This is a genomic window from Hyphobacterium sp., assembly GCF_043584775.1.
Taxonomy (GTDB): Bacteria; Pseudomonadota; Alphaproteobacteria; order Caulobacterales; family Maricaulaceae; genus Hyphobacterium.
Genome location: NZ_CP121327.1, coordinates 1,552,318 through 1,570,595, shown reverse-complemented (window position 1 = coordinate 1,570,595; position 18,278 = coordinate 1,552,318). Strand labels below are relative to the sequence as shown.

General features: G+C 60.9%; 22 protein-coding genes. 8 read left to right on the top strand and 14 right to left on the bottom strand.

Annotated features, from left to right (window positions below; all coding sequences use genetic code 11):
- Positions 1-4 precede the first annotated feature (4 nt).
- Together P0D52_RS07755 and der are read left to right on the top strand one after the other, a co-directional pair.
- Positions 5-1,372 (top strand): PQQ-binding-like beta-propeller repeat protein, encoded by a 1,368-nt coding sequence (locus P0D52_RS07755; RefSeq protein WP_394692097.1) that lies wholly within the window; start codon positions 5-7, stop codon positions 1,370-1,372.
- A gap of 4 nt (positions 1,373-1,376) precedes the next feature.
- Positions 1,377-2,738: a ribosome biogenesis GTPase Der gene (gene der / locus P0D52_RS07750; RefSeq protein WP_394692096.1), complete on the top strand. Its 1,362-nt coding sequence runs from the start codon at positions 1,377-1,379 to the stop codon at positions 2,736-2,738.
- Between the two features lie 167 nt (positions 2,739-2,905).
- On the opposite strand, the gene P0D52_RS07745 is transcribed toward der, so the two are convergent.
- From P0D52_RS07745 to P0D52_RS07680, 14 genes are all read right to left on the bottom strand, one after another.
- The gene (locus tag P0D52_RS07745) at positions 2,906-3,613 is read right to left on the bottom strand and encodes an SDR family NAD(P)-dependent oxidoreductase (protein ID WP_394692095.1); all 708 of its coding nucleotides are present in this window, start codon (positions 3,611-3,613) and stop codon (positions 2,906-2,908) included.
- A gap of 8 nt (positions 3,614-3,621) precedes the next feature.
- The gene (gene purF / locus P0D52_RS07740) at positions 3,622-5,094 is read right to left on the bottom strand and encodes an amidophosphoribosyltransferase (protein ID WP_394692094.1); all 1,473 of its coding nucleotides are present in this window, start codon (positions 5,092-5,094) and stop codon (positions 3,622-3,624) included.
- Positions 5,091-5,705, bottom strand: coding sequence for a CvpA family protein (locus P0D52_RS07735; RefSeq protein WP_394692093.1), 615 nt, complete (start codon positions 5,703-5,705; stop codon positions 5,091-5,093). The genes purF and P0D52_RS07735 overlap by 4 nt, the downstream gene beginning before the upstream one ends.
- A gap of 3 nt (positions 5,706-5,708) precedes the next feature.
- Complete coding sequence (radA, locus tag P0D52_RS07730) at positions 5,709-7,085, bottom strand: DNA repair protein RadA (RefSeq protein WP_394692092.1); 1,377 nt, start codon at positions 7,083-7,085, stop codon at positions 5,709-5,711.
- A gap of 95 nt (positions 7,086-7,180) precedes the next feature.
- Entirely contained in the window at positions 7,181-8,089 is a 909-nt protein-coding gene (locus P0D52_RS07725) for a hypothetical protein (RefSeq protein ID WP_394692091.1), read from the bottom strand.
- Positions 8,082-8,873 (bottom strand): hypothetical protein, encoded by a 792-nt coding sequence (locus tag P0D52_RS07720; RefSeq protein WP_394692090.1) that lies wholly within the window; start codon positions 8,871-8,873, stop codon positions 8,082-8,084. The genes P0D52_RS07725 and P0D52_RS07720 overlap by 8 nt, the downstream gene beginning before the upstream one ends.
- A 9-nt stretch (positions 8,874-8,882) precedes the next feature.
- Positions 8,883-9,950: a GNAT family N-acetyltransferase gene (locus P0D52_RS07715; protein ID WP_394692089.1), complete on the bottom strand. Its 1,068-nt coding sequence runs from the start codon at positions 9,948-9,950 to the stop codon at positions 8,883-8,885.
- A gap of 64 nt (positions 9,951-10,014) precedes the next feature.
- A complete protein-coding gene (locus tag P0D52_RS07710) occupies positions 10,015-11,499 on the bottom strand; it encodes a replicative DNA helicase (protein WP_394692088.1) in 1,485 nt (494 codons plus the stop codon).
- A gap of 175 nt (positions 11,500-11,674) precedes the next feature.
- A complete protein-coding gene (rplI, locus tag P0D52_RS07705; protein WP_394692087.1) occupies positions 11,675-12,316 on the bottom strand; it encodes a 50S ribosomal protein L9 in 642 nt (213 codons plus the stop codon).
- A gap of 11 nt (positions 12,317-12,327) precedes the next feature.
- Entirely contained in the window at positions 12,328-12,582 is a 255-nt protein-coding gene (gene rpsR, locus P0D52_RS07700; RefSeq protein ID WP_109260157.1) for a 30S ribosomal protein S18, read from the bottom strand.
- An 18-nt stretch (positions 12,583-12,600) separates the two neighbouring features.
- Positions 12,601-12,954, bottom strand: coding sequence for a 30S ribosomal protein S6 (gene rpsF, locus P0D52_RS07695; protein WP_394692086.1), 354 nt, complete (start codon positions 12,952-12,954; stop codon positions 12,601-12,603).
- Positions 12,955-13,130: 176 nt separating this feature from the next.
- On the bottom strand, positions 13,131-13,406 hold the full coding sequence (locus P0D52_RS07690; protein WP_394692085.1) for a type II toxin-antitoxin system RelE/ParE family toxin: 276 nt from the start codon (positions 13,404-13,406) through the stop codon (positions 13,131-13,133).
- Complete coding sequence (locus P0D52_RS07685; protein WP_394692084.1) at positions 13,399-13,683, bottom strand: type II toxin-antitoxin system Phd/YefM family antitoxin; 285 nt, start codon at positions 13,681-13,683, stop codon at positions 13,399-13,401. The genes P0D52_RS07690 and P0D52_RS07685 overlap by 8 nt, the downstream gene beginning before the upstream one ends.
- Positions 13,684-13,742: 59 nt before the next feature.
- Complete coding sequence (locus tag P0D52_RS07680; protein WP_394692083.1) at positions 13,743-13,922, bottom strand: hypothetical protein; 180 nt, start codon at positions 13,920-13,922, stop codon at positions 13,743-13,745.
- Between the two features lie 179 nt (positions 13,923-14,101).
- Here P0D52_RS07680 and P0D52_RS07675 point away from each other — a divergent pair, with 179 nt between their 5' ends.
- The 6 genes from P0D52_RS07675 to fabF all read left to right on the top strand — a co-directional run bounded on the left by P0D52_RS07675 (position 14,102) and on the right by fabF (position 18,275).
- Positions 14,102-14,494: a hypothetical protein gene (locus tag P0D52_RS07675; protein ID WP_394692082.1), complete on the top strand. Its 393-nt coding sequence runs from the start codon at positions 14,102-14,104 to the stop codon at positions 14,492-14,494.
- Between the two features lie 55 nt (positions 14,495-14,549).
- Positions 14,550-15,494 carry an ACP S-malonyltransferase gene (gene fabD / locus P0D52_RS07670; protein ID WP_394692081.1) on the top strand — a complete coding sequence of 315 codons (945 nt, stop codon included), beginning with the start codon at positions 14,550-14,552 and terminating at the stop codon, positions 15,492-15,494.
- Between the two features lie 3 nt (positions 15,495-15,497).
- On the top strand, positions 15,498-15,827 hold the full coding sequence (locus tag P0D52_RS07665) for a hypothetical protein (protein ID WP_394692080.1): 330 nt from the start codon (positions 15,498-15,500) through the stop codon (positions 15,825-15,827).
- 16 nt (positions 15,828-15,843) lie between these two features.
- Positions 15,844-16,581: a 3-oxoacyl-[acyl-carrier-protein] reductase gene (fabG, locus tag P0D52_RS07660; RefSeq protein WP_394692079.1), complete on the top strand. Its 738-nt coding sequence runs from the start codon at positions 15,844-15,846 to the stop codon at positions 16,579-16,581.
- A 165-nt stretch (positions 16,582-16,746) separates the two neighbouring features.
- Positions 16,747-16,983, top strand: coding sequence for an acyl carrier protein (locus P0D52_RS07655; protein ID WP_394692078.1), 237 nt, complete (start codon positions 16,747-16,749; stop codon positions 16,981-16,983).
- An 11-nt stretch (positions 16,984-16,994) separates the two neighbouring features.
- The gene (gene fabF / locus P0D52_RS07650; protein WP_394692077.1) at positions 16,995-18,275 is read left to right on the top strand and encodes a beta-ketoacyl-ACP synthase II; all 1,281 of its coding nucleotides are present in this window, start codon (positions 16,995-16,997) and stop codon (positions 18,273-18,275) included.
- Positions 18,276-18,278 lie beyond the last annotated feature (3 nt).

Sequence of the window (18,278 nt, the reverse complement as noted above, 5' to 3'; positions counted from 1 at the left end):
GCTGATGACATTTTCGAACCCGGGCCGGTATCTCCTGCTGGCCTCTCTGGCCTTCCTTGCCGGTTGTTCCTCCATTCAGGACACAGCCGCGCAAATCAATCCCTTCGTCCTTCTGGAAGAGGACGATCCGGAACGGCCACCGGAAGACGAACGCGTCTCCATCCTCTCCTTCGAGCAATCCTTGCAGGCCGACCCGGATGCGGCGGCAACGCCAGTCGAATTGCCGACCGCCTATCGCAACACGATCTGGGCGCAGCCGGACGGCTATCCGACGCACGCGATGCAGCACACGCAGGCGACCGGCAATCTCGACGTTCTGTTCCGCAACCGGTTTGGTCAGGGCTCGGACCGCTCCAGCCGCATCAATGCGCGGCCGATATATGCCGATGGACGCATTTACGCGATGGATGGCCGCGGCCGCGTCTATGCGCTGGACCCGGATACCGGCGCGCAAATCTGGGAGGCCCGCCTGCAATCGGGGGCCCGCAATGACCGGACAACTTTCGGCGGCGGTCTCGCCTTCGACGGAGGCCGGGTGTTTGCCCACAATGGCAATCGTTTCCTCGCAGCGCTCGATGCCACGAGCGGCGCAGAAATCTGGCGCGCGGAATCGCTGACGCCTTTCCACTCGGCCCCGACGGCTGTGAACGGTATGGTCTTTGTCTCGACCGATGACAATGAGCTCTACGCCATCGAGCAGGGATCCGGCGATATTGCCTGGAACCACCAGGGCATTTCCGAGCCGGCGCGCCTTCTGACGTCGCCGAGTGCGGCTGTGCTGGGTGAAACCGTGGTTGCGCCCTATGCCTCCGGCGAGCTTGTCGCACTGCGCATCCAGAACGGTAACCCGATCTGGACCGATGCGCTGACACGGTCGGGCGGGCTGACACCGATTTCCGCGATCAATGATGTGGCAGGCAGCCCCGTCATCGTGGATGACTTCGTCTATGCGATGAGCCATTCGGGCATTCTCGCCGCGTTCAACCTGCGCACAGGGGAGCGTCTCTGGACGCAACCGGCGGGCGGACTGCATGCGCCATGGGTCGCTGGCAATTTTCTGTTCCTCGTGACGTCTGACGGCGAAGTCGTCTGCGTCGAGCGGGTGACGGGGGCCATCCAGTGGATCACCCAGTTGCAGCAGTTCGAAAGTGAACGCCGCCGCCGCGACCGCATTGCATGGTCCGGCCCGATCATGGCCGGTGGACGCCTGGTACTGGCCGGATCGCATGGCCGCGCCGTCATTCTGTCGGCGATCGATGGGACTATCCAGCGAGACGTCAATCTGGGTGGTCCGGTCTTTGTGGCCCCGATCATCGTCAATGAAACGATCTATGTCGTGACCGATGAGGCACGTCTGGTCGCGCTGCGATAACGATATGGCTGTCCCCACAATTGCGGTGGTGGGCCGCCCGAATGTCGGCAAGTCGACGCTTTTCAACCGGCTTGCAGGCAAACCACTCGCCATCGTCGACGACATGCCGGGCGTCACACGCGACCGACGCGAAGCGCACGGCCGCCTCGGCGACATTCCCTTGCGGATCATCGATACCGCCGGCTTTGACGATGCCGATGCCACAAAGCTCGGCACCGATATGCGCGCGCAAACAGAGCTCGCGCTGGCCGATGCCGATGTCTGCCTGTTCGTCATTGATGCCCGCGAAGGTGTCACCGCGCTTGATGAAGCCTTCGCTGATGTGATCCGGCGCTCCGGTGCCAAGGTCGTGCTGGTCGCCAACAAGGCGGAGGGCAGGGCCGGGCTGGTTGGAATTTCCGAGAGCTATGCGCTGGGCTTTGGCGAGCCGGTCGGCCTGTCGGCCTCTCATGGCGATGGCATTGGCGACCTCTATGCCGCGGTTGGCGAGGCGCTGGGCGAGTTTGAAAATCTGAAAGATGACCGCAGCGAGGAACCCCCTCTGCGCATTGCGGTGATTGGCCGGCCGAATGCCGGAAAATCCACCCTGATCAATTCCCTCATCGGACAGGATCGCCTGATTACCGGCCCGGAAGCCGGTGTGACGCGCGATGCGATTGCGGTCGACTGGTTCTGGGATGGCCGCCGCGTGCGTCTGCACGATACGGCGGGGCTTCGCAAACGCGGCAAGGTGGATGACCGGCTGGAGCGGATGAGCGCGGCGGACACGCTGCGCGCCATCAAATTTGCCGAAATCGTGCTCTTGCTGACCGATTCCGAACACCCGTTCGAAAAGCAGGACCTGACCCTGGCCGATCTGGTTCTGCGCGAGGGGCGGGGACTGGTCATGGTTCTGGCGAAATGGGACCTCGTGGCCAACCGCCATGCCGCCCTGAAAGAGCTTCAATACGAATTCGAGCGCCTGCTGCCACAGGCCAAGGGCGCGCCTCTGGTGCCGGTCTCGGCGCTGAAGATGAAGGGGCTGGACGACATCATGCCGGCGGTTACCCGCCTGCACAAGGACTGGTCCGCCAAGATCAAGACGCGCGATCTCAATGACTGGCTGCAGGAAATGACGGCCCGGCATCCGCCGCCCGCTGTCAATGGCCGCCGCATCAAGCCGCGCTATCTGACGCAAACGAAATCACGCCCGCCGACCTTCGTATTGATGTGTTCGCGCGCAGCGGATTTGCCGGAAAGCTACAAGCGCTATCTGGTCAACGGATTGCGTGAAGCCTTTGACATGCCGGGCGTGCCGATCCGTCTGATCGTGAAGGCGGGCAAGAACCCCTATACGGACGGCGCACGCGGCGGCAGCGGGAATTGATCCTGCTGTGTGAAGCGTGAGCGGACGAGTGACGCCCGTATCTCACCAGAAAAATCCGTCATCCTCCGGCCGCGCTTGCGCGGGTCCGGGGGATCTCACCATCTATTGAGATCACCCGAATGAATCGGGTGATGACGGTTTTATCAGGGCGTCCGGGGTAAGCTCCGTCACCCCTCGTCGGGAAAATCCACCCATTCGCGGTGGCGCGTATTTTCCGCAGACACCAGCGACAGGACCAGCGGCACCAGCGCTTCGGGCGGGGGCAGCGCATCGCGGTCTTCGCTGGGGAAGGCTTTCTTGCGCATGGCGGTCCGCATCGGGCCGGGATTGACCAGATTGATCCGCAGATCGGATGAAATGTGCTCATCCGCCCAGGACATGACCAGCGCATCCAGCGCCGCCTTGCTGGCTGCATAGGGCGCCCAGTAGGCGCGGCAGGACTTCGATGCGCCAGACGTCAGGAAGACGGCCCGGCCAGCCTCGGATTTCAGCAATAGCGGCTCGAACGCCCGGATCAGACGCGCCGGCGCGATCGCATTCACGCCCATGACTTCATTCCAGGTTTTCGCTGTCACCTGATAGGCGGGCGTCAACTCGCCCAACTGCCCGGCAGCCGCGACCAGAATATCAAGCCGGCCCCAACGCTCGTCGATGATTTCGGAGAGTTTTTCAATACCTTCCGGATCCATTTGATCCAGCGGCACCAGCGTGCATTTGCCGCCCGCAGCCTTGATCTCGTCGTCCAGTTCTTCCAGCCCGCCCTGCGTGCGCGCTGTGGCGATCACATGCGCGCCGTCTTTGGCCAGACCAACCGCAATAGCGCGGCCAATACCGCGGGATGCGCCGGTGACCAGCGCAATCTTGTCATTCAACATCGGATTACTCATGCATCGACCAGCAGGGAAAGCTGCCGGTCCTTGTCGGAAGCCGCGCGCTCATGGTCAAGCAGGCGGGTCGGATACTGGCCCGTGAAGTAATGATCGGCCATTTGCGGGGTCTTGTCGTTGCGCGCCTCGCCCAGCACAGCCTGATAGAGGCCGTTGATGGAGAGGAAGCCGAGACTGTCGGCTTTCAGCGCGCGCGCCATGGCTTCGCAATCGAGGGAGGAGGCCATCAGCTCGTCCGTGCGCGGCATGTCGATGCCGTAGAAATCCGGGCTGACAATGGGCGGACAGGCGGAGCGGAAATGCACTTCGGTCGCCCCGGCATCGCGCATCATGTCGACAATCTTGCGCGACGTGGTGCCACGCACGATGGAATCATCCACCAGCAGGACGCGCTTTCCGGCAATCACGGAGCGGTTGGCCGAGTGCTTGCGGCGGACGCCCAGATCGCGTTTCGCCTGGGTCGGCTGAATAAAGGTCCGGCCGACATAGTGGCCGCGGATAATGCCCATTTCATAGGGCACGCCGGCGGCTTGCGCATAACCCAGAGCCGCTGGCACGCCGCTGTCCGGCACCGGAATAACGACATCCACATCCGCCGGTGCATCCCGGTAGAGCTGACGCCCCATTTCCTTGCGCGCCTCATAGACGCTGATCCCGGATATGATCGAATCGGGGCGGGCAAAATAGATGTACTCAAAGGCACACGGCCGTGAGGGCTGAACCGGGGCAAAGCGCTCCGACTTGATCCCGTCATCGCTGACGACAATGGCCTCGCCCGGATCGATGTCGCGAATATATTTCGCGCCAATCACATCCAGCGCACAGGTTTCCGACGCAAGGATGACCGCACCATCCAGATCGCCCAGGACGAGCGGCCGGATGCCGAACGGGTCCCGCGCGGCAACGAGCTTGCCGTTGACCAGAGCGACAAGGGCAAAAGCGCCTTCGATCTGCTTCAGGGCTGACAGGAAGCGCTTGGAGGCGCTGGTGCGTTCCGAGCGCGCCGCGATCTGGAGAATGACTTCCGTGTCGCTGGTCGACTGGAAGATGGCGCCGCTGGCGACCAGGTCATTCCGCAATGTGCGGGAATTCGTCAGATTGCCGTTATGTGCCACGGCAATACCGCCGCCGCGCACATCGGCATAGAGCGGCTGGATATTCCGGGTGATGGTCGCGCCCTGCGTGGAGTAGCGCACATGGCCGATGCCGGCAGAGCCGGGCAGGCGATGATGGGTTTCGCCATCGGCAAAATGCTCGCCGACCAGTCCCATATGCCGTTCGGCATACACGCGCGATCCGTCATGGGTGACGATGCCGCAGCTTTCCTGTCCGCGATGTTGCAGGGCGTGAAGGCCCAGCGCGATCAGCAGCGCCGAGTCGGCTGCGCCGTAGACGGCAAAAACGCCGCATTCTTCGCGCATATGGTCCGAAGCCGGATCATAGGCGAGGGGGGGAGCCGGAAATCTCATCCGTCATCATCCTCACTGGCATTGCCGATTAGTTCATCAAGCCGATTGCGGTCGCGGTCTTCATACGACTCTTCATCCGGTCTGTCCGGAATTTCTGCGGGCGATATAGGCGTAGTTCGTCCGATTTGCGAATCCCCCGGCGCAAGTGATTGCAGCAGGCGGGCAGATGTATTCACCAGCGGATACAGCCGGGCATCGGTCAGTTGACCCGGCGGCTGTCCCTGATTGGCGAGGCTGGAAATGATCAGGAAAAAGCCCAGCGCCAGCAAGGCCCGCGCAATGCCGAAGAAAAATCCCAGCATGCGGTCGAGGAAGCCGACATCATCGCCGCGTTTGACATTGGCGCGCATCGGCGCGGTCAGGAAGCTGACGGCCATGAAGACCAGCGCAAAGACCACGGCGAGCGTGATCAGATTGGCAATCCATCCCGATGGCACGAAATCATCGGCCAGCGTGACAAATAGCGGCCGGCTCCATAGCGCCGCGATGGCGGCCACAATGGCGGCGGTCATGGACAGGGCTTCGCTGACAAAGCCGCGGACCAGGGCATGATAAGCGGACGCCCCAATGAAGAGGAGGATGGCGCCGTCGATCGGGGTCAGGCCGCCCATCCGCTAGTCCTCCAATTGCCAGGCGCTGATCGTGGCGACGAGGTCGGCCACGCCGCCCAGTCCGCGCACGGAAACGGGCGGGTTGCCCTCGCTGGCGGACAGCGGGGCGAGTGCCTGTAAAAAACCGAGTTTCGCTGCTTCTTTCAAACGCGCCTCACTCCGGCCCACGGCCCGAATATCACCCGAAAGGCTCATCTCGCCAAATACCACAGCATCCACGGGCAAAGGCGCGTTGAGCGCAGAGGAGATAATCGCCGCCGCCACGGCCACATCCGCCGCCGGTTCGCCGATCTTCAGGCCCCCTGCAACATTCAGATAAACGTCACGCCCGCCAAATGAAAGCCCGCATCGCGCTTCGAGGACGGCCAGCACCATGGAAAGCCGCCCGGAATCCCAGCCCACAACCGTGCGACGCGGCGTGCCCAGTGGCGACGCCGCCACCAGCGCCTGAATTTCGGTCAGAACGGGTCGCGTGCCTTCCATACCGGCAAAGACAGCCGCTCCCGGCGTCTGGTTGCCACGATCATTCAGGAAAAGGGCGGAGGGGTTTTCAACTTCCTGCAGCCCCGCTTCGCCCATTTCGAACACGCCGATTTCATCGGTCGGGCCGAAGCGGTTCTTCACCGCGCGCAGGATGCGGAACTGGTGGCTGCGCTCGCCTTCAAAATAGAGGACGCCATCGACCATGTGTTCGACAACGCGCGGACCCGCAATCTGTCCGTCCTTGGTGACATGCCCGACCAGCACGATGGCGCAGCCGGATTTCTTGGCGAACCGGACCAGCTCCTGCGCGCAGGCGCGTACCTGCGCAACGGTCCCGGGCGCCGCGGCCAGCTGATCGGTCCACAGCGTCTGGATCGAGTCGATGACCGCGATTTGCGGCTTTTCCGACTTCAGCCCGTCGAGAATGTTTTCCAGATTGGTTTCAGCTGCCAGCGCGACCGGCGCGTCCGCCAGACCGAGCCGCCGCGCCCGCCGCCGGACCTGATCCACGGCTTCCTCGCCGGACACATAGATGGTGCTGACATCATTGTTGGCGAGATTGGCCACGGCCTGCAGCAGCAGGGTCGATTTGCCAATGCCGGGATCACCGCCCACCAAAAGGGCCGAGCCGGGCACAATGCCGCCACCGCAGACACGGTCAAACTCGGCAATCCGGCTTTGATGACGCGGCAGCTCGCCGCCATCCCCGTCCAGCGTGACCAGCTCCAGCCGGCCGCGCCGGCCCGCTTTCTTGCTCTTGGCTGCGGTGCCGACGGGCGCAGAGGCGACTTCCTCGATCAGCGTATTCCACGAGCCGCAATCATCGCAGCGGCCGGCCCATTTTGCATGAACCGACCCGCAAGACTGACAGACATACTGATTGTCGGCACGCGCCATAACGAATCATCCCGGAACTCAATGTCCAGAATGGGGGCTTTGCCCGGAAATCCAAAGCCGGGACTGCAATCATCAGCGCATTGTGATGTGAAGGATCAGCTCTCTTCCAGCAGGAAAGTATGCGGGATAACGGTCGGCTTTTTATGCCGGGGTTCCAGCAGGCGAAAGGCGCGCGCTAGCAGGACTTTGGGCAGCCAGCCGGCATTCGGGCGCGCTTCGATCCGGGATTTCAATCCAAACCGGTCCCGCAGCCAGGCATTGGCCAGAATGGTATTGGCCCGCAATTGCGCCACCGGTGTCATGAATTCGATCGACAGCGAGACATTCAGATCATCACCATTATCAATGCGGTGTGGCGCATTTTGCGGCCAGTGAACCATATCGCCGGGGGCGAGATGGAAACATTCGCCGCCCGCGTCGAATTCCGGCGAGTAGGGAATTTCCTCTTCGGTTTTCTCGCTGACCACCGCCTCGAGGCCATGCGCATCCACAAAGGGTTCTTCCCGCGGATAGAGCCAGACGGATTTGTGACCACGCAGATGCAGCAGCATGACGCGCGGCACATCAAGGTGGTAGAAAACGCGCGCACGCGGTGACGAGATCAAGAGCCCGAGATCGGTGTTGAAGGGCCGGAAACCGGGGATGATCGCCTTCAGCTCGGCAAATATCCGCCGGTTCATCTCGGCCAGTTCCGGATCGCGGCGGTCGGCGGCGCGCAGATTCAGCCAGATGCGCCCGTCCTTGACGGCCTGCACCATCTGCTGGCCAGTGACCTTGCCGAGCCGGCCACATTCCCAGCTTTCTGGCGTATCGCCCATCCGGTAAACGCCAATATGCTCGCGCGGATAGCGGTCCAGCAAGGCCGCCAGCCCCTCATCTGTGAACATGGCATCACGATGGAGGGAGTGCGTATGGGCCGACACGACCTCTCCGAACTGATTGCGGGTTTCCGCATCAAATGTGGCCGGGTCAAAAACGGTGGTGGTTTCAGGAAAATCACGCATAAGACACCTCCCGGTGTGCCGGCTCACCGTCCGGCTTGATCAGGTGAAGGAAGAAGAGAAGCGCGGCAAATCCGAAAACGAATTCCGAATACTCCTCGAACAATTCGTGCTGCAACAGGACGGCGGCGCTGATCGTCGTGATCAGGCCATAGCGGCTGTTCCGAAGCCACTCTCCGGCAGCCCGCAGCAAACGCAGCAGGACAAAGTCCGGGCTATGGGGCGGGCACTGGATGAAGCCATAGGCAATGAGCGCCAGTACCAGCGTGCTCCAGCCAATGGCGGCATAGACAATGTCGTAGAGACGCGGATCGACCAGATTGTGCAGATTGGTTTCATTCTGGAGGTTGACCGCCGCCAGTGTTTCGGGCGTTGACCAGCCAAAAATCCACTGGCCCCAGCTCATTTCCTCACCCGCTATAACTATCGCTGCCAGGCCCAGAAGCACGAACAGAACGCGGTTGAGGCCGGACTGCCGGATTGCGAGCAGCGCAGAGATGGCCGCAATACCAAAGAGCGCGAAGACGACGCCATATTCGGAAAAGCCGAAATCCACGGCTTCCGATCCGAACAGCCAGCCCAGTGGCTCGCCCGAGCGATTGTGAAACACGCTGAGGAGAGCGCCCGCACCGATCAGTCCGCCTGCCATCAGTATCGGCACCGAGCGCAGCGCATGCTGCAAGCCTTCGGTTTTCAGCCAGATGGCGCGAAGCAGGATAAATCCGGCAAACAGGGCCGCAGCGCCAAACGAGACGAGAGGGCCGATATGATCAGTCGTTTCCGGCATGTGCCTCTCCTAGGATCGCATCAGCGAAGCGGCAGCCAGCGCGGCGCCGGTCAGACGGCCCTTGACGGTCGGTTCGCTGAGAAGGATCTGTTCCCATCTGCGGGCCACCTTGTTCACGAGGTGGCTGCCGGATGTCAGGCGCGGCGTCAGGCGTTGGCCTTTTGCGCGCAAACTGCCTTCAGCCAGTGCGACCGTCCCGTTGGCAAATCCGGATTTGTACCCGGCATCGGCAGGCCCCAGATCATAGCGGTGCAGCCCGTTTTGCTGCATGTTGTCGAGCAGGCGTTTCACCAGAATATTGCCGGGTGAGTAGGCCGCGTAATCGGAATCATAGGCCGCGATCCAGGGATGGAAAATGCCATTCCAGCGCGGTCCGAATTCGGCCGCTACCAGATGGTCTCCGGCTCGCAATGTGACCAGACAGCCAGTCAGATCGCCGGTCTGGCAGGTTTGCAGCGTGTCGAGCATCTTCCGCGCCCAGCTGACACCCAGCACATCGTGGCGGGCAGTGGCGATGAATTGTTGCGACTTCCAGTGCAGCAATTGGGCGTACGCGGCGGTATCCGTATCGCCGATTTCGAGGACGACATCGCCAACTTCACGTTCCAGCTTGCGGTCAAGACGGCGTAAGGTCTTGGCGCGCGAGGCGCTGTTGTCCTGAACCAGCGTCGTCAGATCACTGATGGACGCATCGGCATAGGCACCTTCATGAGGGCTGTCGGCCCGGGAATTGACGAGTGAAAAATAGCGAAAGGCGCGCAGACCGGCACCGGCCAGAACGCTGGAAATGTTTCCGCGGAAAGCCGGCTCGGCGATCAGGCCGTGATAGTCGGAAAAAACCGAGCCGATCGGCCGCGCAAATCCGAAAGCCAGCTTGTGAATCGGCAGAAAGGCTTTCCGGGCGGCCTTGTCGGTTGCAATCAGAATTCTTGCATCAGCCCGCGTGGTTCCAACCAGAACGGTGAAATCGGGATGCAATAGCGGCGAGACAAAGTCGGCGTCTGCCAGGGCCGCAATCCAGCGCGCACGATCTTCGTGCGTCAGCCTGTCAGTTCTGATTGCGTCAACTTGATACACTGGCGAGCCTTTCGACTTAACGAAAGGTTAGCGTCGCAATTCCCGGGCCGAAGGCGGCAATGCGCTAGTGCGCGGCCCCGTCATAGCGATCATCCTGGATGCGATCGGAGAACTTCGTGCGGGCGCCATCGAATGCCAGTTCGACCGTGCCGATCGGGCCATGACGCTGCTTGCCGATGATGACTTCGGCATTGCGTTCGATCTGCCGGAATTCCTCTTCCCAGGCGAGATATTCCGGCGTGCCTTCGGTCGGCTTCTCGCGTTCCTTGTAGTAGGATTCCCGGTACACAAACATCACGACGTCCGCGTCCTGCTCGATCGAGCCGGATTCACGCAGGTCGGACAGCTGGGGCTTCTTGTCTTCGCGCTGCTCCACCTGACGGCTCAGCTGGGACAAAGCGATCACTGGCACGGAGAGTTCCTTCGCCAGCGCTTTCAAAGCCTGGGTGACTTCGGAGATTTCCTGCACCCGGCCCTGACTGGCCTTGCTGGCAGACGCGGTCACCAGCTGCAGGTAGTCGACCACGATGACATCCAGCCCGTGCAGGCGTTTCAACCGCCGGGCCCGGGCGCACAGCGCGCCGATGGACAGACCACCCGTATCGTCGATGTAAAAGGGCAGGCTCTGGATATCGAGCACCGCATCGCGGATTTCTTCATACTGCGCCGGGTCAATATCGCCGCGGCGGATCTGATAACCGGGAATGCCGGTATAATCCGCGATCAGACGGGTGGCGAGCTGTTCGGCGCTCATCTCCAGCGAGAAGAAGCCGACCACGCCGCCGCTTTCCGTCTTCTTCGCCCCATCGGGCATGGTCTGATACTGGTAGGCGCGCGCGATCGAGAAGGCGATATTGGTCGCCAGCGCCGTTTTCCCCATGGAGGGGCGGCCCGCGAGAATGATCAGGTCGGACGAGTGCAGCCCTCCCAGTTTGGCATCCATGGCCTTCAGACCCGAGGAAATACCCGAAAGCCCGCCTTCACGCTCGTACGCCGCTGCAGCCATCTCCACGGATTCTGTCAGGGCGTCCTTGAAGCTGATGAAGCCACGCTGATTGCCGCCGGTTTCAGCCAGTTCGAACAACTTGCGTTCAGCGGTCTCGATCAGATGCCGGGCATGGGTTTCCGGAGTTGCGTCGGTGGCCTCGTGAGAGAGTTCTGCACTGACGCGGATCAGCGCCCGGCGCAGCGCCAGATCATAGATGAGCTGGGCGTATTCAATCGCGGCGACGGCGTCGGATGCACTCTCCAGAAGCAGGGCCAGATAGGAGGCGCCGCCGATCTCTTTCAGACCGCCATCGCGTTCGAAATCCGATTTGAGAACAATGGCATCGGCCAGTGCGCCGCGCTGGATGCGATCCGAAATCGCCTGAAAGACACGACCGTGGACCGGGTCATAGAAATGCTCGGCGCGGAGCCAGTCACTGACCCGGTGCAGCACTTCATTGTCATACATCAACGCACCCAGAAACGCCTGCTCGGCCTCGATATTGTGAGGGGCAGTATCGGTTCCGGCATCTTCCGGATGGGGGAGGTCATGTATCGCCATGGGGCTTGTCTTAACGATATCTTAAAGCGCGACAAGCGCGCGTTTGGAGTTGACATTGGGGTTTTTCAGATCGCCAACAGGAAACTGCACGACTGTGGATAACTCGAGTCGCACGCAAAGAAAAAAGGCGGGCCAAGCGACCCGCCTTTGATCCTTGCAAGGAAGGTGGAAAGGCTTACGCCGTTTCGTCTTCCCCGGCTGCTTCTGCTTCGGCGTCCGCCTCGACTTCAGCATTGTCTTCGGCCGCGATCAGATCTTCCGGCTCGGCACCGGCTTCAAACAGCTCGGCGGCCTGGGCTTCGGCGATGGCGCGATCTTCGTCAGCCTGGGCTGCGATCACATCTTCACCCGAGGCCTGACGTTCGGCTTCATCCTCGGTTCGCGCGATATTGATCGTCACGGTGATCGTGACCTCCGGGTGCAGCTTGATTTCGACATCATGCAGACCCAGCGTTTTGATCGGGACGTTCAGAACAACCATGGAGCGGCCGACCTTGACGTCGTCCGTGGTCACGATTTCCGCGATGTCACGGCTCGAAACCGAACCGTAAAGCTGACCGGTTTCGCCAGCTTGACGGATCATGATGAAGGTTTCCCCATCAATGCCGTCAGCCGACTTGGCGGCTTCATCGCGACGTTCTTCGTTGCGTTTCTCAAGGATTTCGCGCTGCGCTTCAAAACGCTTGCGATTGGCTTCATTCGCACGAAGCGCCTTCTCTTGAGGCAGGAGGTAATTGCGGGCGAAGCCGGATTTTACCGTCACTTCGTCGCCAATACCGCCCAGATTTCCGACGCGTTCAAGAAGAATAACTTGCATCGTCTCTCTCCTTAATCGACCGCGTAGGGCAGGATTGCCATCTGGCGGGAGCGCTTGATGGCGCGGGCCAGTTCACGTTGCTTCTTGGCCGAAACAGCGGTGATGCGGGCCGGGACGATCTTGCCCTTTTCCGACATGTAACGCTGCAGCAGCTTGGGATCCTTGTAGTCGATCGCCGGCGCATGCTCGCCGGAGAACGGACAGACTTTCCGGCGGCGCTGGAACGGGCGGCGGGCCGGAATATTGGAAATATTCAGATCAGACATGTGTGTGTCTCCCTCGGCCTAGCGACGCTGTTCCCGGCGGCGCCGGTCGTCTTTTTTGGACAGGATGGCAGATTGCTCTTCCGTGTGCGCGTCGACCTTCACCGTCATGTGACGGATGATGTCGTCCGACAGGCGCTGACGGCGGTCGAGCTCGTTGAGCACGTCGCCATTGGCGTCGATGTCGATCAGGCCGTAATGGCCCTTGCGGTGCTTGTGCACACGGTAAGCCAGGTTGCGAAGACCCCAGTATTCGGTCTTGCCGACTTTGCCGCCTTTTTCCTCGATGAGGGTTTTGAGCTCTTCGGTCAGAGACTCAACCTGCGCCGGAGAAATGTCCGGACGCGCAATGAATACATGCTCATACAGAGCCATGTCGGTACTCCCTTCTCTCATGAATGCGGCGCGGATCAACCGAAGGGTCGGGATGATCTGCGGTGGCTCCTTTTCCCATGCGCCCTGTGCGCACGTTACAGACGGGAGAAAGGACCGCATTCGTTCGAAGGCGGGCGTATAGGCGAAAGCCGCGCAGGAGGCAAGTGGGGGAGGTATTATCGGTTCATGCGTTCATGAAGGATACGCAGGATTTCAATACCGTTCTCTGTTTCACGGAATACAATGAAATGATGCTTGTAAAAAAAGACGCGCCCATTGAAATACTCATCCGCGCGCGACGCGAGCGCCGGGAAGCGAGATAGCATCTCGAATGTCTCAAAGGCTTTTTTAATGTAGGCGTTGGCCTGACGGGGCCCCCAGTTCTCGATTGTGTAACGGGAAATCTGGCTCAAATCGCTGATGGCCGCCTCGGTCAGCGAATAGTCAGTCATCGGCGCTGGCAACCGCGCTGTTCGCTATTTCTTCCTTCAGCCGAAGCAGAGCTGTTCGGCCGTCAACCGTTTCTCCGCGATCTGCTTGCGCAAATCCTTCGCTCACCGCTTCGCGAATTTCCGGTTGTTGCATAAGTAGATGGAATTCGTAGGCTTCCTCGGTCATGACAACCATGGGACGTCGCCCATGCTTTTCAATCCGCACCGGCTCGCGCTGGGCATCATCCAGCAATTGCCCGAATTTGTTTTTGGCTTCGGTCGCGGTGTAGGTCTTCATGGGCTTTGTCCATTTTAGCTATTTTGGCTAAAATAGCTAAAAGGCCGCAGCAGCGCAAATCAGGCGTCGTTGCCGGACTCTTCACAATGTCGCCCATCCCAATGCCAGGTGCCGCCGCGCTCCACGCAGCGCTCGGGCGGGTTCTTCCACCAGGCGATGGCCATCAGAATGGCGCTCCCGGCGGCGAGAAAAATCACGGCAAACAGAAACCGGCGGGCGAGAGAGGGACGTGGGCGCATGGCGTAAGTCTGACGGATTTACCGCTGCAGGCAAGGCTTGTGCGAACGGAAAGCGTCGGCAATAGCGGCGACAGGGGCTGCAACCAGCGAATGCTGGGATGCGGCGGGGCAATCTGCTAATATTCATGGTGCCGGGGGAGGGGCGCCAGCCGGCCAAGAGGCCTGAACGGAAGTCGCCCATGCCCTGTACGATCCGATACCTGCCCGAACATAATGTCTTCGAGATGCGCACCCATGGCAGAATGACCGTGGAGGAGATCGCCGCCTACATTCCCGACTGCATGGCGCGGCCGGAATGGAATGACGACAGTCAGATTCTCGGCATTGCCAGCGCCAACGCCGATTTCAGCGAGTTTACATTCCAGGGCTATAGCGAGGTGCTGATACCGGCGATGACGCAGGCGCGTTCGGGCAAATACAAGGGTTTGAAAGAAGCCATTCTGGTGGAAAAGGACCTCGATCTGGCCATCATCAAACTGTTCGAAATGATGGCGACAGACGTGCCGGGGCTGAAGAGCCGGGTGTTTCGTGACCGCGATGCGGCACTGGCCTGGCTGACCTCCGGCGATTGATTAAAGCCGCCATGCTGTTTATCGAGTCCCGCAGCGAAGTTGAGGGAGTTCCGAGATGACACTGGCATTCGTATTTCCAGGACAGGGCTCGCAGGCCGTGGGCATGGGCACAGAGCTGGCCGGCGCCTTTCCGGCGGCAAAGGACGTGCTCGACGAGGTGGACGAGGCGCTGGGCCAGAAACTCTCTCACCTGATGGCGGATGGTCCGCTGGAAGACCTGACCCTGACCGAAAATGCCCAGCCCGCCATCATGGCGGCTTCGCTGGCGGTGATGCGCGTTCTGGAAAGCCAGTACTGCATCGATGTGTCCGCCGCGAAATTCGTCGCCGGTCATAGCCTCGGTGAATATTCCGCGCTGGCTGCTGCGGGCTCCTTGTCAATCACGGATGCGGCAAAACTGCTGAAGCTGCGCGGCAAGTCCATGCAGGCCGCCGTACCGGTCGGCGAGGGGGCGATGGCCGCTCTGATCGGTGCCGATATCGAAACCGCCCAGGCCGCCGCCGACGCTGGTGCGCAGCACGGCGTTTGCCAGTTTGCCAATGACAACGCGCCCGGCCAGATCGTGATCTCCGGCGCGAAAGACGCTGTTGATGCGGCAATCGAATTTGCCAAGGAAAAAGGCGTAAAGCGCGCCATGCCCCTGCCGGTTTCCGCACCCTTCCATTGCTCTTTGATGCAACCGGCCGCTGACGCCATGGCCGAAGCGCTGGCGGCCGCCACGATCAACGCGCCGAGCGTGCCCGTTGTCGTAAATGTGCGCGCCCGCCCGGAAAGCGACCCGGATGCCATCCGCGGTCTGCTGGTCGAGCAGGTGACGGGCCGTGTGCGCTGGCGCGAAAGCGTTGAATGGATGGCGGGCGAGGGCGGTATCACCGAATTCGCCGAAGCTGGCGGAAAAGTGCTGTCTGGCATGTTACGCCGGTCTGCGCCGGATGCGAGTGGCACGCCGCTCATCACCCCTGATAATCTGGACGCCTTTGCGTCGTCCCTGAAAGGCTGAACGGTGTCTGACGGCACAAATCCAGACTATTCAAAAGAGGCTGTTCAAAAACGCCTGTCAGCGAAACGTCGCCAGCGCGAATCCTGGGCGTATTGGCCAGCTTTCGTTCTCGATGCGCTCGTATTGGCCGGTTCGGTTTACGCGCTTTGGATGGCATTCACCGCCGAGTTTTCTGACGGACGGATTCAGTGGTTTGGCTTTGCCTTTGTTGGCTCGCCTGCTGTGTTTGCGATTTCGCGTTTCATCAGATCGCGGCCCACGCCGGCTGGATGGGCTTGGTTGGCGGTTTCAGCTTTCGCATTGATTGTTATCGCGATAACGAGTTTCACCTAGATTGAGGTAAAGACCCATGTTCTCACTTGAAGGAAAAACCGCTCTGGTCACCGGCGCCACCGGCGGGATCGGCGGCGCAATCGCCAAAGCCCTGCACGCGCAGGGCGCCACGGTCACCATTTCCGGCACACGCCAGGAAAAACTCGACGAATTGAAAGCCGAGCTGGGCGAGCGCGTGCATGCCATTGCCTGTAATCTCGGCGATGGCGAGGCGGTCGATGCGCTGCCCAAACAGGCGGCAGAAGCCATGGGCGGTCTGGATATTCTGGTGGCCAATGCCGGCATCACCAAGGACGGCCTGTTGATGCGGATGAAGGACGAGGACTGGGAACAGGTCCTGAAGATCAATCTGGAGAGCTATTTCCGCCTCTCCCGCGCCGCCATGCGCGGCATGATGAAGGCGCGCTTTGGCCGCATCATCGGAATTACCTCCGTTGTCGGTGTGATGGGCAATCCGGGGCAGGCGAATTATTGCGCCTCCAAGGCCGGCATGATCGGCTTTTCCAAATCCCTGGCCCAGGAAGTCGCGGCGCGCGGCGTCACCGTGAACTGCGTCGCTCCCGGCTTTATTGCCTCGCCCATGACCGATGCGCTGAATGACCAGCAACGCGCGGCCATCCTCTCCAAAATCCCCGCCAATGATCTTGGCTCGGGCGATGATATCGCGGCCGCTGTGGCCTATCTGGCGAGTGATGAGGCCCATTACGTCACGGGCCAGACCTTGCACGTCAATGGCGGCATGGCCATGATCTAATAATGGCCGGGCAGGGCGAAGCGCAGCGTGTCTGGTCAAGTGTGATTTTGCGTGCTAACTGCCCGGCACAAATTATTTCGGGGGGAGAGGCGTCTGTACTCGGCGCTTCACGGCTCGCCCGGCCCCGCTTAAGGTTTCACGAAGGATTGCAGAAGGGAATCGCTTATGTCCGACGTATTTGCCCGCGTTAAGAAAATTGTTGTCGAGCACCTCGACGTTGAAGAAGACAAGGTCACAGAGTCCGCGTCTTTCATCGACGATCTCGGCGCTGACTCTCTCGACAATGTCGAGCTGGTCATGGCGTTCGAAGAAGAGTTCGACATCGAAATCCCGGATGATGCTGCAGAGCACATCTCGACGGTTGGTTCTGCTGTGAAATTCATCAGCGAGAAAACCGGCTAGTCACGGATATCATGCGCCGCGTTGTTGTTACCGGACTGGGAATCGTTTCGCCGCTGGGGTGCGGAATCGAACCTGTCTGGAAGCGGCTCTTGTCCGGACAATCGGGCGTAAAGCCCATTGAACATTTTGATGCCAGCGATCTCGCAAGCCGGATCGCTGGCATTGTTCCACGCAAGGATGGCCGGGGCGGCGGTGCGGATGATCCGCATGCCTTTGATCCCGATGCCACCATGGCGCCGCGTGAACAAAAGCGCATCGACGAATTCATTCTCTACGGTATTGCCGCCGCTGATCAGGCGATCGCACATTCCGGCTGGAAGGCCGAAACGGACGAACAGGCCGAACGCGCGGGCGTGATGATCGGGTCGGGCACGGGTGGTCTGAGCACGATCTATGAGACATCCGTCCTCCTGAAGGAGCGCGGACCCCGCAAGATTTCACCCTTTGTCATTCCCGGCATCATCATCAATCTGATCTCCGGCCAGGTCTCGATCCGTCATGGCCTCAAAGGCCCGAACCACGCCGTGGTGACGGCGTGCTCCACCGGCGCCCACGCCATTGGCGATGCGGCGCGGATGATCAAATACGGGGATGCCGACATGATGGTGGCGGGCGGCGCAGAAGCCGCCATCTGCCGCCTCGGCGTCGCCAGCTTCGTGGCCGCGCGCGCCATGTCGACCGGTTTCAATGACACGCCGGAAAAGGCCTCCCGCCCCTATGACACGGACCGAGACGGTTTCGTCATGGGCGAAGGCGCAGGCGTGCTCGTGCTCGAGGAATATGAAAGCGCCAAGGCGCGCGGCGCGACGATTTATGCCGAAGTGGCCGGCTATGGCCTGTCCGGCGATGCCTTCCACATCACCGCGCCGGCCGAAGACGGCAATGGCGGCTATCGCTCCATGCGCGCCGCGCTGAAAGATGCCGGGATGGAAGCGTCCGACATTGATTACGTCAACGCCCATGGCACCTCGACGCCCAAGGGCGACGAAATTGAACTCAAGGCGGTGGAGCGTCTGTTTGGCGATGCCGCGGGCGATATCGTCATGTCCTCGACGAAATCCTCCATCGGCCACTTGTTGGGAGCCGCCGGAGCGGTCGAGGCGATCTTCTCCATCCTCGCCATGCGCGACGGCATCTGCCCGCCGACGCTCAACCTGGACAATCCGTCTGTTGAGACGCCGATCAATCTTGCGCCTCACAAAACGGTCGAGAAGCCGGTCAAGGCAGCCTTGTCCAACTCCTTCGGATTTGGCGGCACGAATGCGTCTGTCATCTTCCGCGCTGTCGATTGATCC

Excerpts from the sequence above, each read along its gene's own strand:
- P0D52_RS07755 (WP_394692097.1), top strand. The coding sequence starts at position 5 with ATGACATTTTCGAACCCGGGCCGGTATCTCCTGCTGGCCTCTCTGGCC.
- der (WP_394692096.1), top strand. The coding sequence starts at position 1,377 with ATGGCTGTCCCCACAATTGCGGTGGTGGGCCGCCCGAATGTCGGCAAG.
- P0D52_RS07745 (WP_394692095.1), bottom strand. The coding sequence starts at position 3,613 with ATGTTGAATGACAAGATTGCGCTGGTCACCGGCGCATCCCGCGGTATT.
- purF (WP_394692094.1), bottom strand. The coding sequence starts at position 5,094 with ATGAGATTTCCGGCTCCCCCCCTCGCCTATGATCCGGCTTCGGACCAT.
- P0D52_RS07735 (WP_394692093.1), bottom strand. The coding sequence starts at position 5,705 with ATGGGCGGCCTGACCCCGATCGACGGCGCCATCCTCCTCTTCATTGGG.
- radA (WP_394692092.1), bottom strand. The coding sequence starts at position 7,085 with ATGGCGCGTGCCGACAATCAGTATGTCTGTCAGTCTTGCGGGTCGGTT.
- P0D52_RS07725 (WP_394692091.1), bottom strand. The coding sequence starts at position 8,089 with ATGCGTGATTTTCCTGAAACCACCACCGTTTTTGACCCGGCCACATTT.
- P0D52_RS07720 (WP_394692090.1), bottom strand. The coding sequence starts at position 8,873 with ATGCCGGAAACGACTGATCATATCGGCCCTCTCGTCTCGTTTGGCGCT.
- P0D52_RS07710 (WP_394692088.1), bottom strand. The coding sequence starts at position 11,499 with ATGGCGATACATGACCTCCCCCATCCGGAAGATGCCGGAACCGATACT.
- rplI (WP_394692087.1), bottom strand. The coding sequence starts at position 12,316 with ATGCAAGTTATTCTTCTTGAACGCGTCGGAAATCTGGGCGGTATTGGC.
- rpsR (WP_109260157.1), bottom strand. The coding sequence starts at position 12,582 with ATGTCTGATCTGAATATTTCCAATATTCCGGCCCGCCGCCCGTTCCAG.
- rpsF (WP_394692086.1), bottom strand. The coding sequence starts at position 12,954 with ATGGCTCTGTATGAGCATGTATTCATTGCGCGTCCGGACATTTCTCCG.
- P0D52_RS07690 (WP_394692085.1), bottom strand. The coding sequence starts at position 13,406 with ATGACTGACTATTCGCTGACCGAGGCGGCCATCAGCGATTTGAGCCAG.
- P0D52_RS07685 (WP_394692084.1), bottom strand. The coding sequence starts at position 13,683 with ATGAAGACCTACACCGCGACCGAAGCCAAAAACAAATTCGGGCAATTG.
- P0D52_RS07680 (WP_394692083.1), bottom strand. The coding sequence starts at position 13,922 with ATGCGCCCACGTCCCTCTCTCGCCCGCCGGTTTCTGTTTGCCGTGATT.
- P0D52_RS07675 (WP_394692082.1), top strand. The coding sequence starts at position 14,102 with ATGCCCTGTACGATCCGATACCTGCCCGAACATAATGTCTTCGAGATG.
- fabD (WP_394692081.1), top strand. The coding sequence starts at position 14,550 with ATGACACTGGCATTCGTATTTCCAGGACAGGGCTCGCAGGCCGTGGGC.
- fabG (WP_394692079.1), top strand. The coding sequence starts at position 15,844 with ATGTTCTCACTTGAAGGAAAAACCGCTCTGGTCACCGGCGCCACCGGC.
- P0D52_RS07655 (WP_394692078.1), top strand. The coding sequence starts at position 16,747 with ATGTCCGACGTATTTGCCCGCGTTAAGAAAATTGTTGTCGAGCACCTC.
- fabF (WP_394692077.1), top strand. The coding sequence starts at position 16,995 with ATGCGCCGCGTTGTTGTTACCGGACTGGGAATCGTTTCGCCGCTGGGG.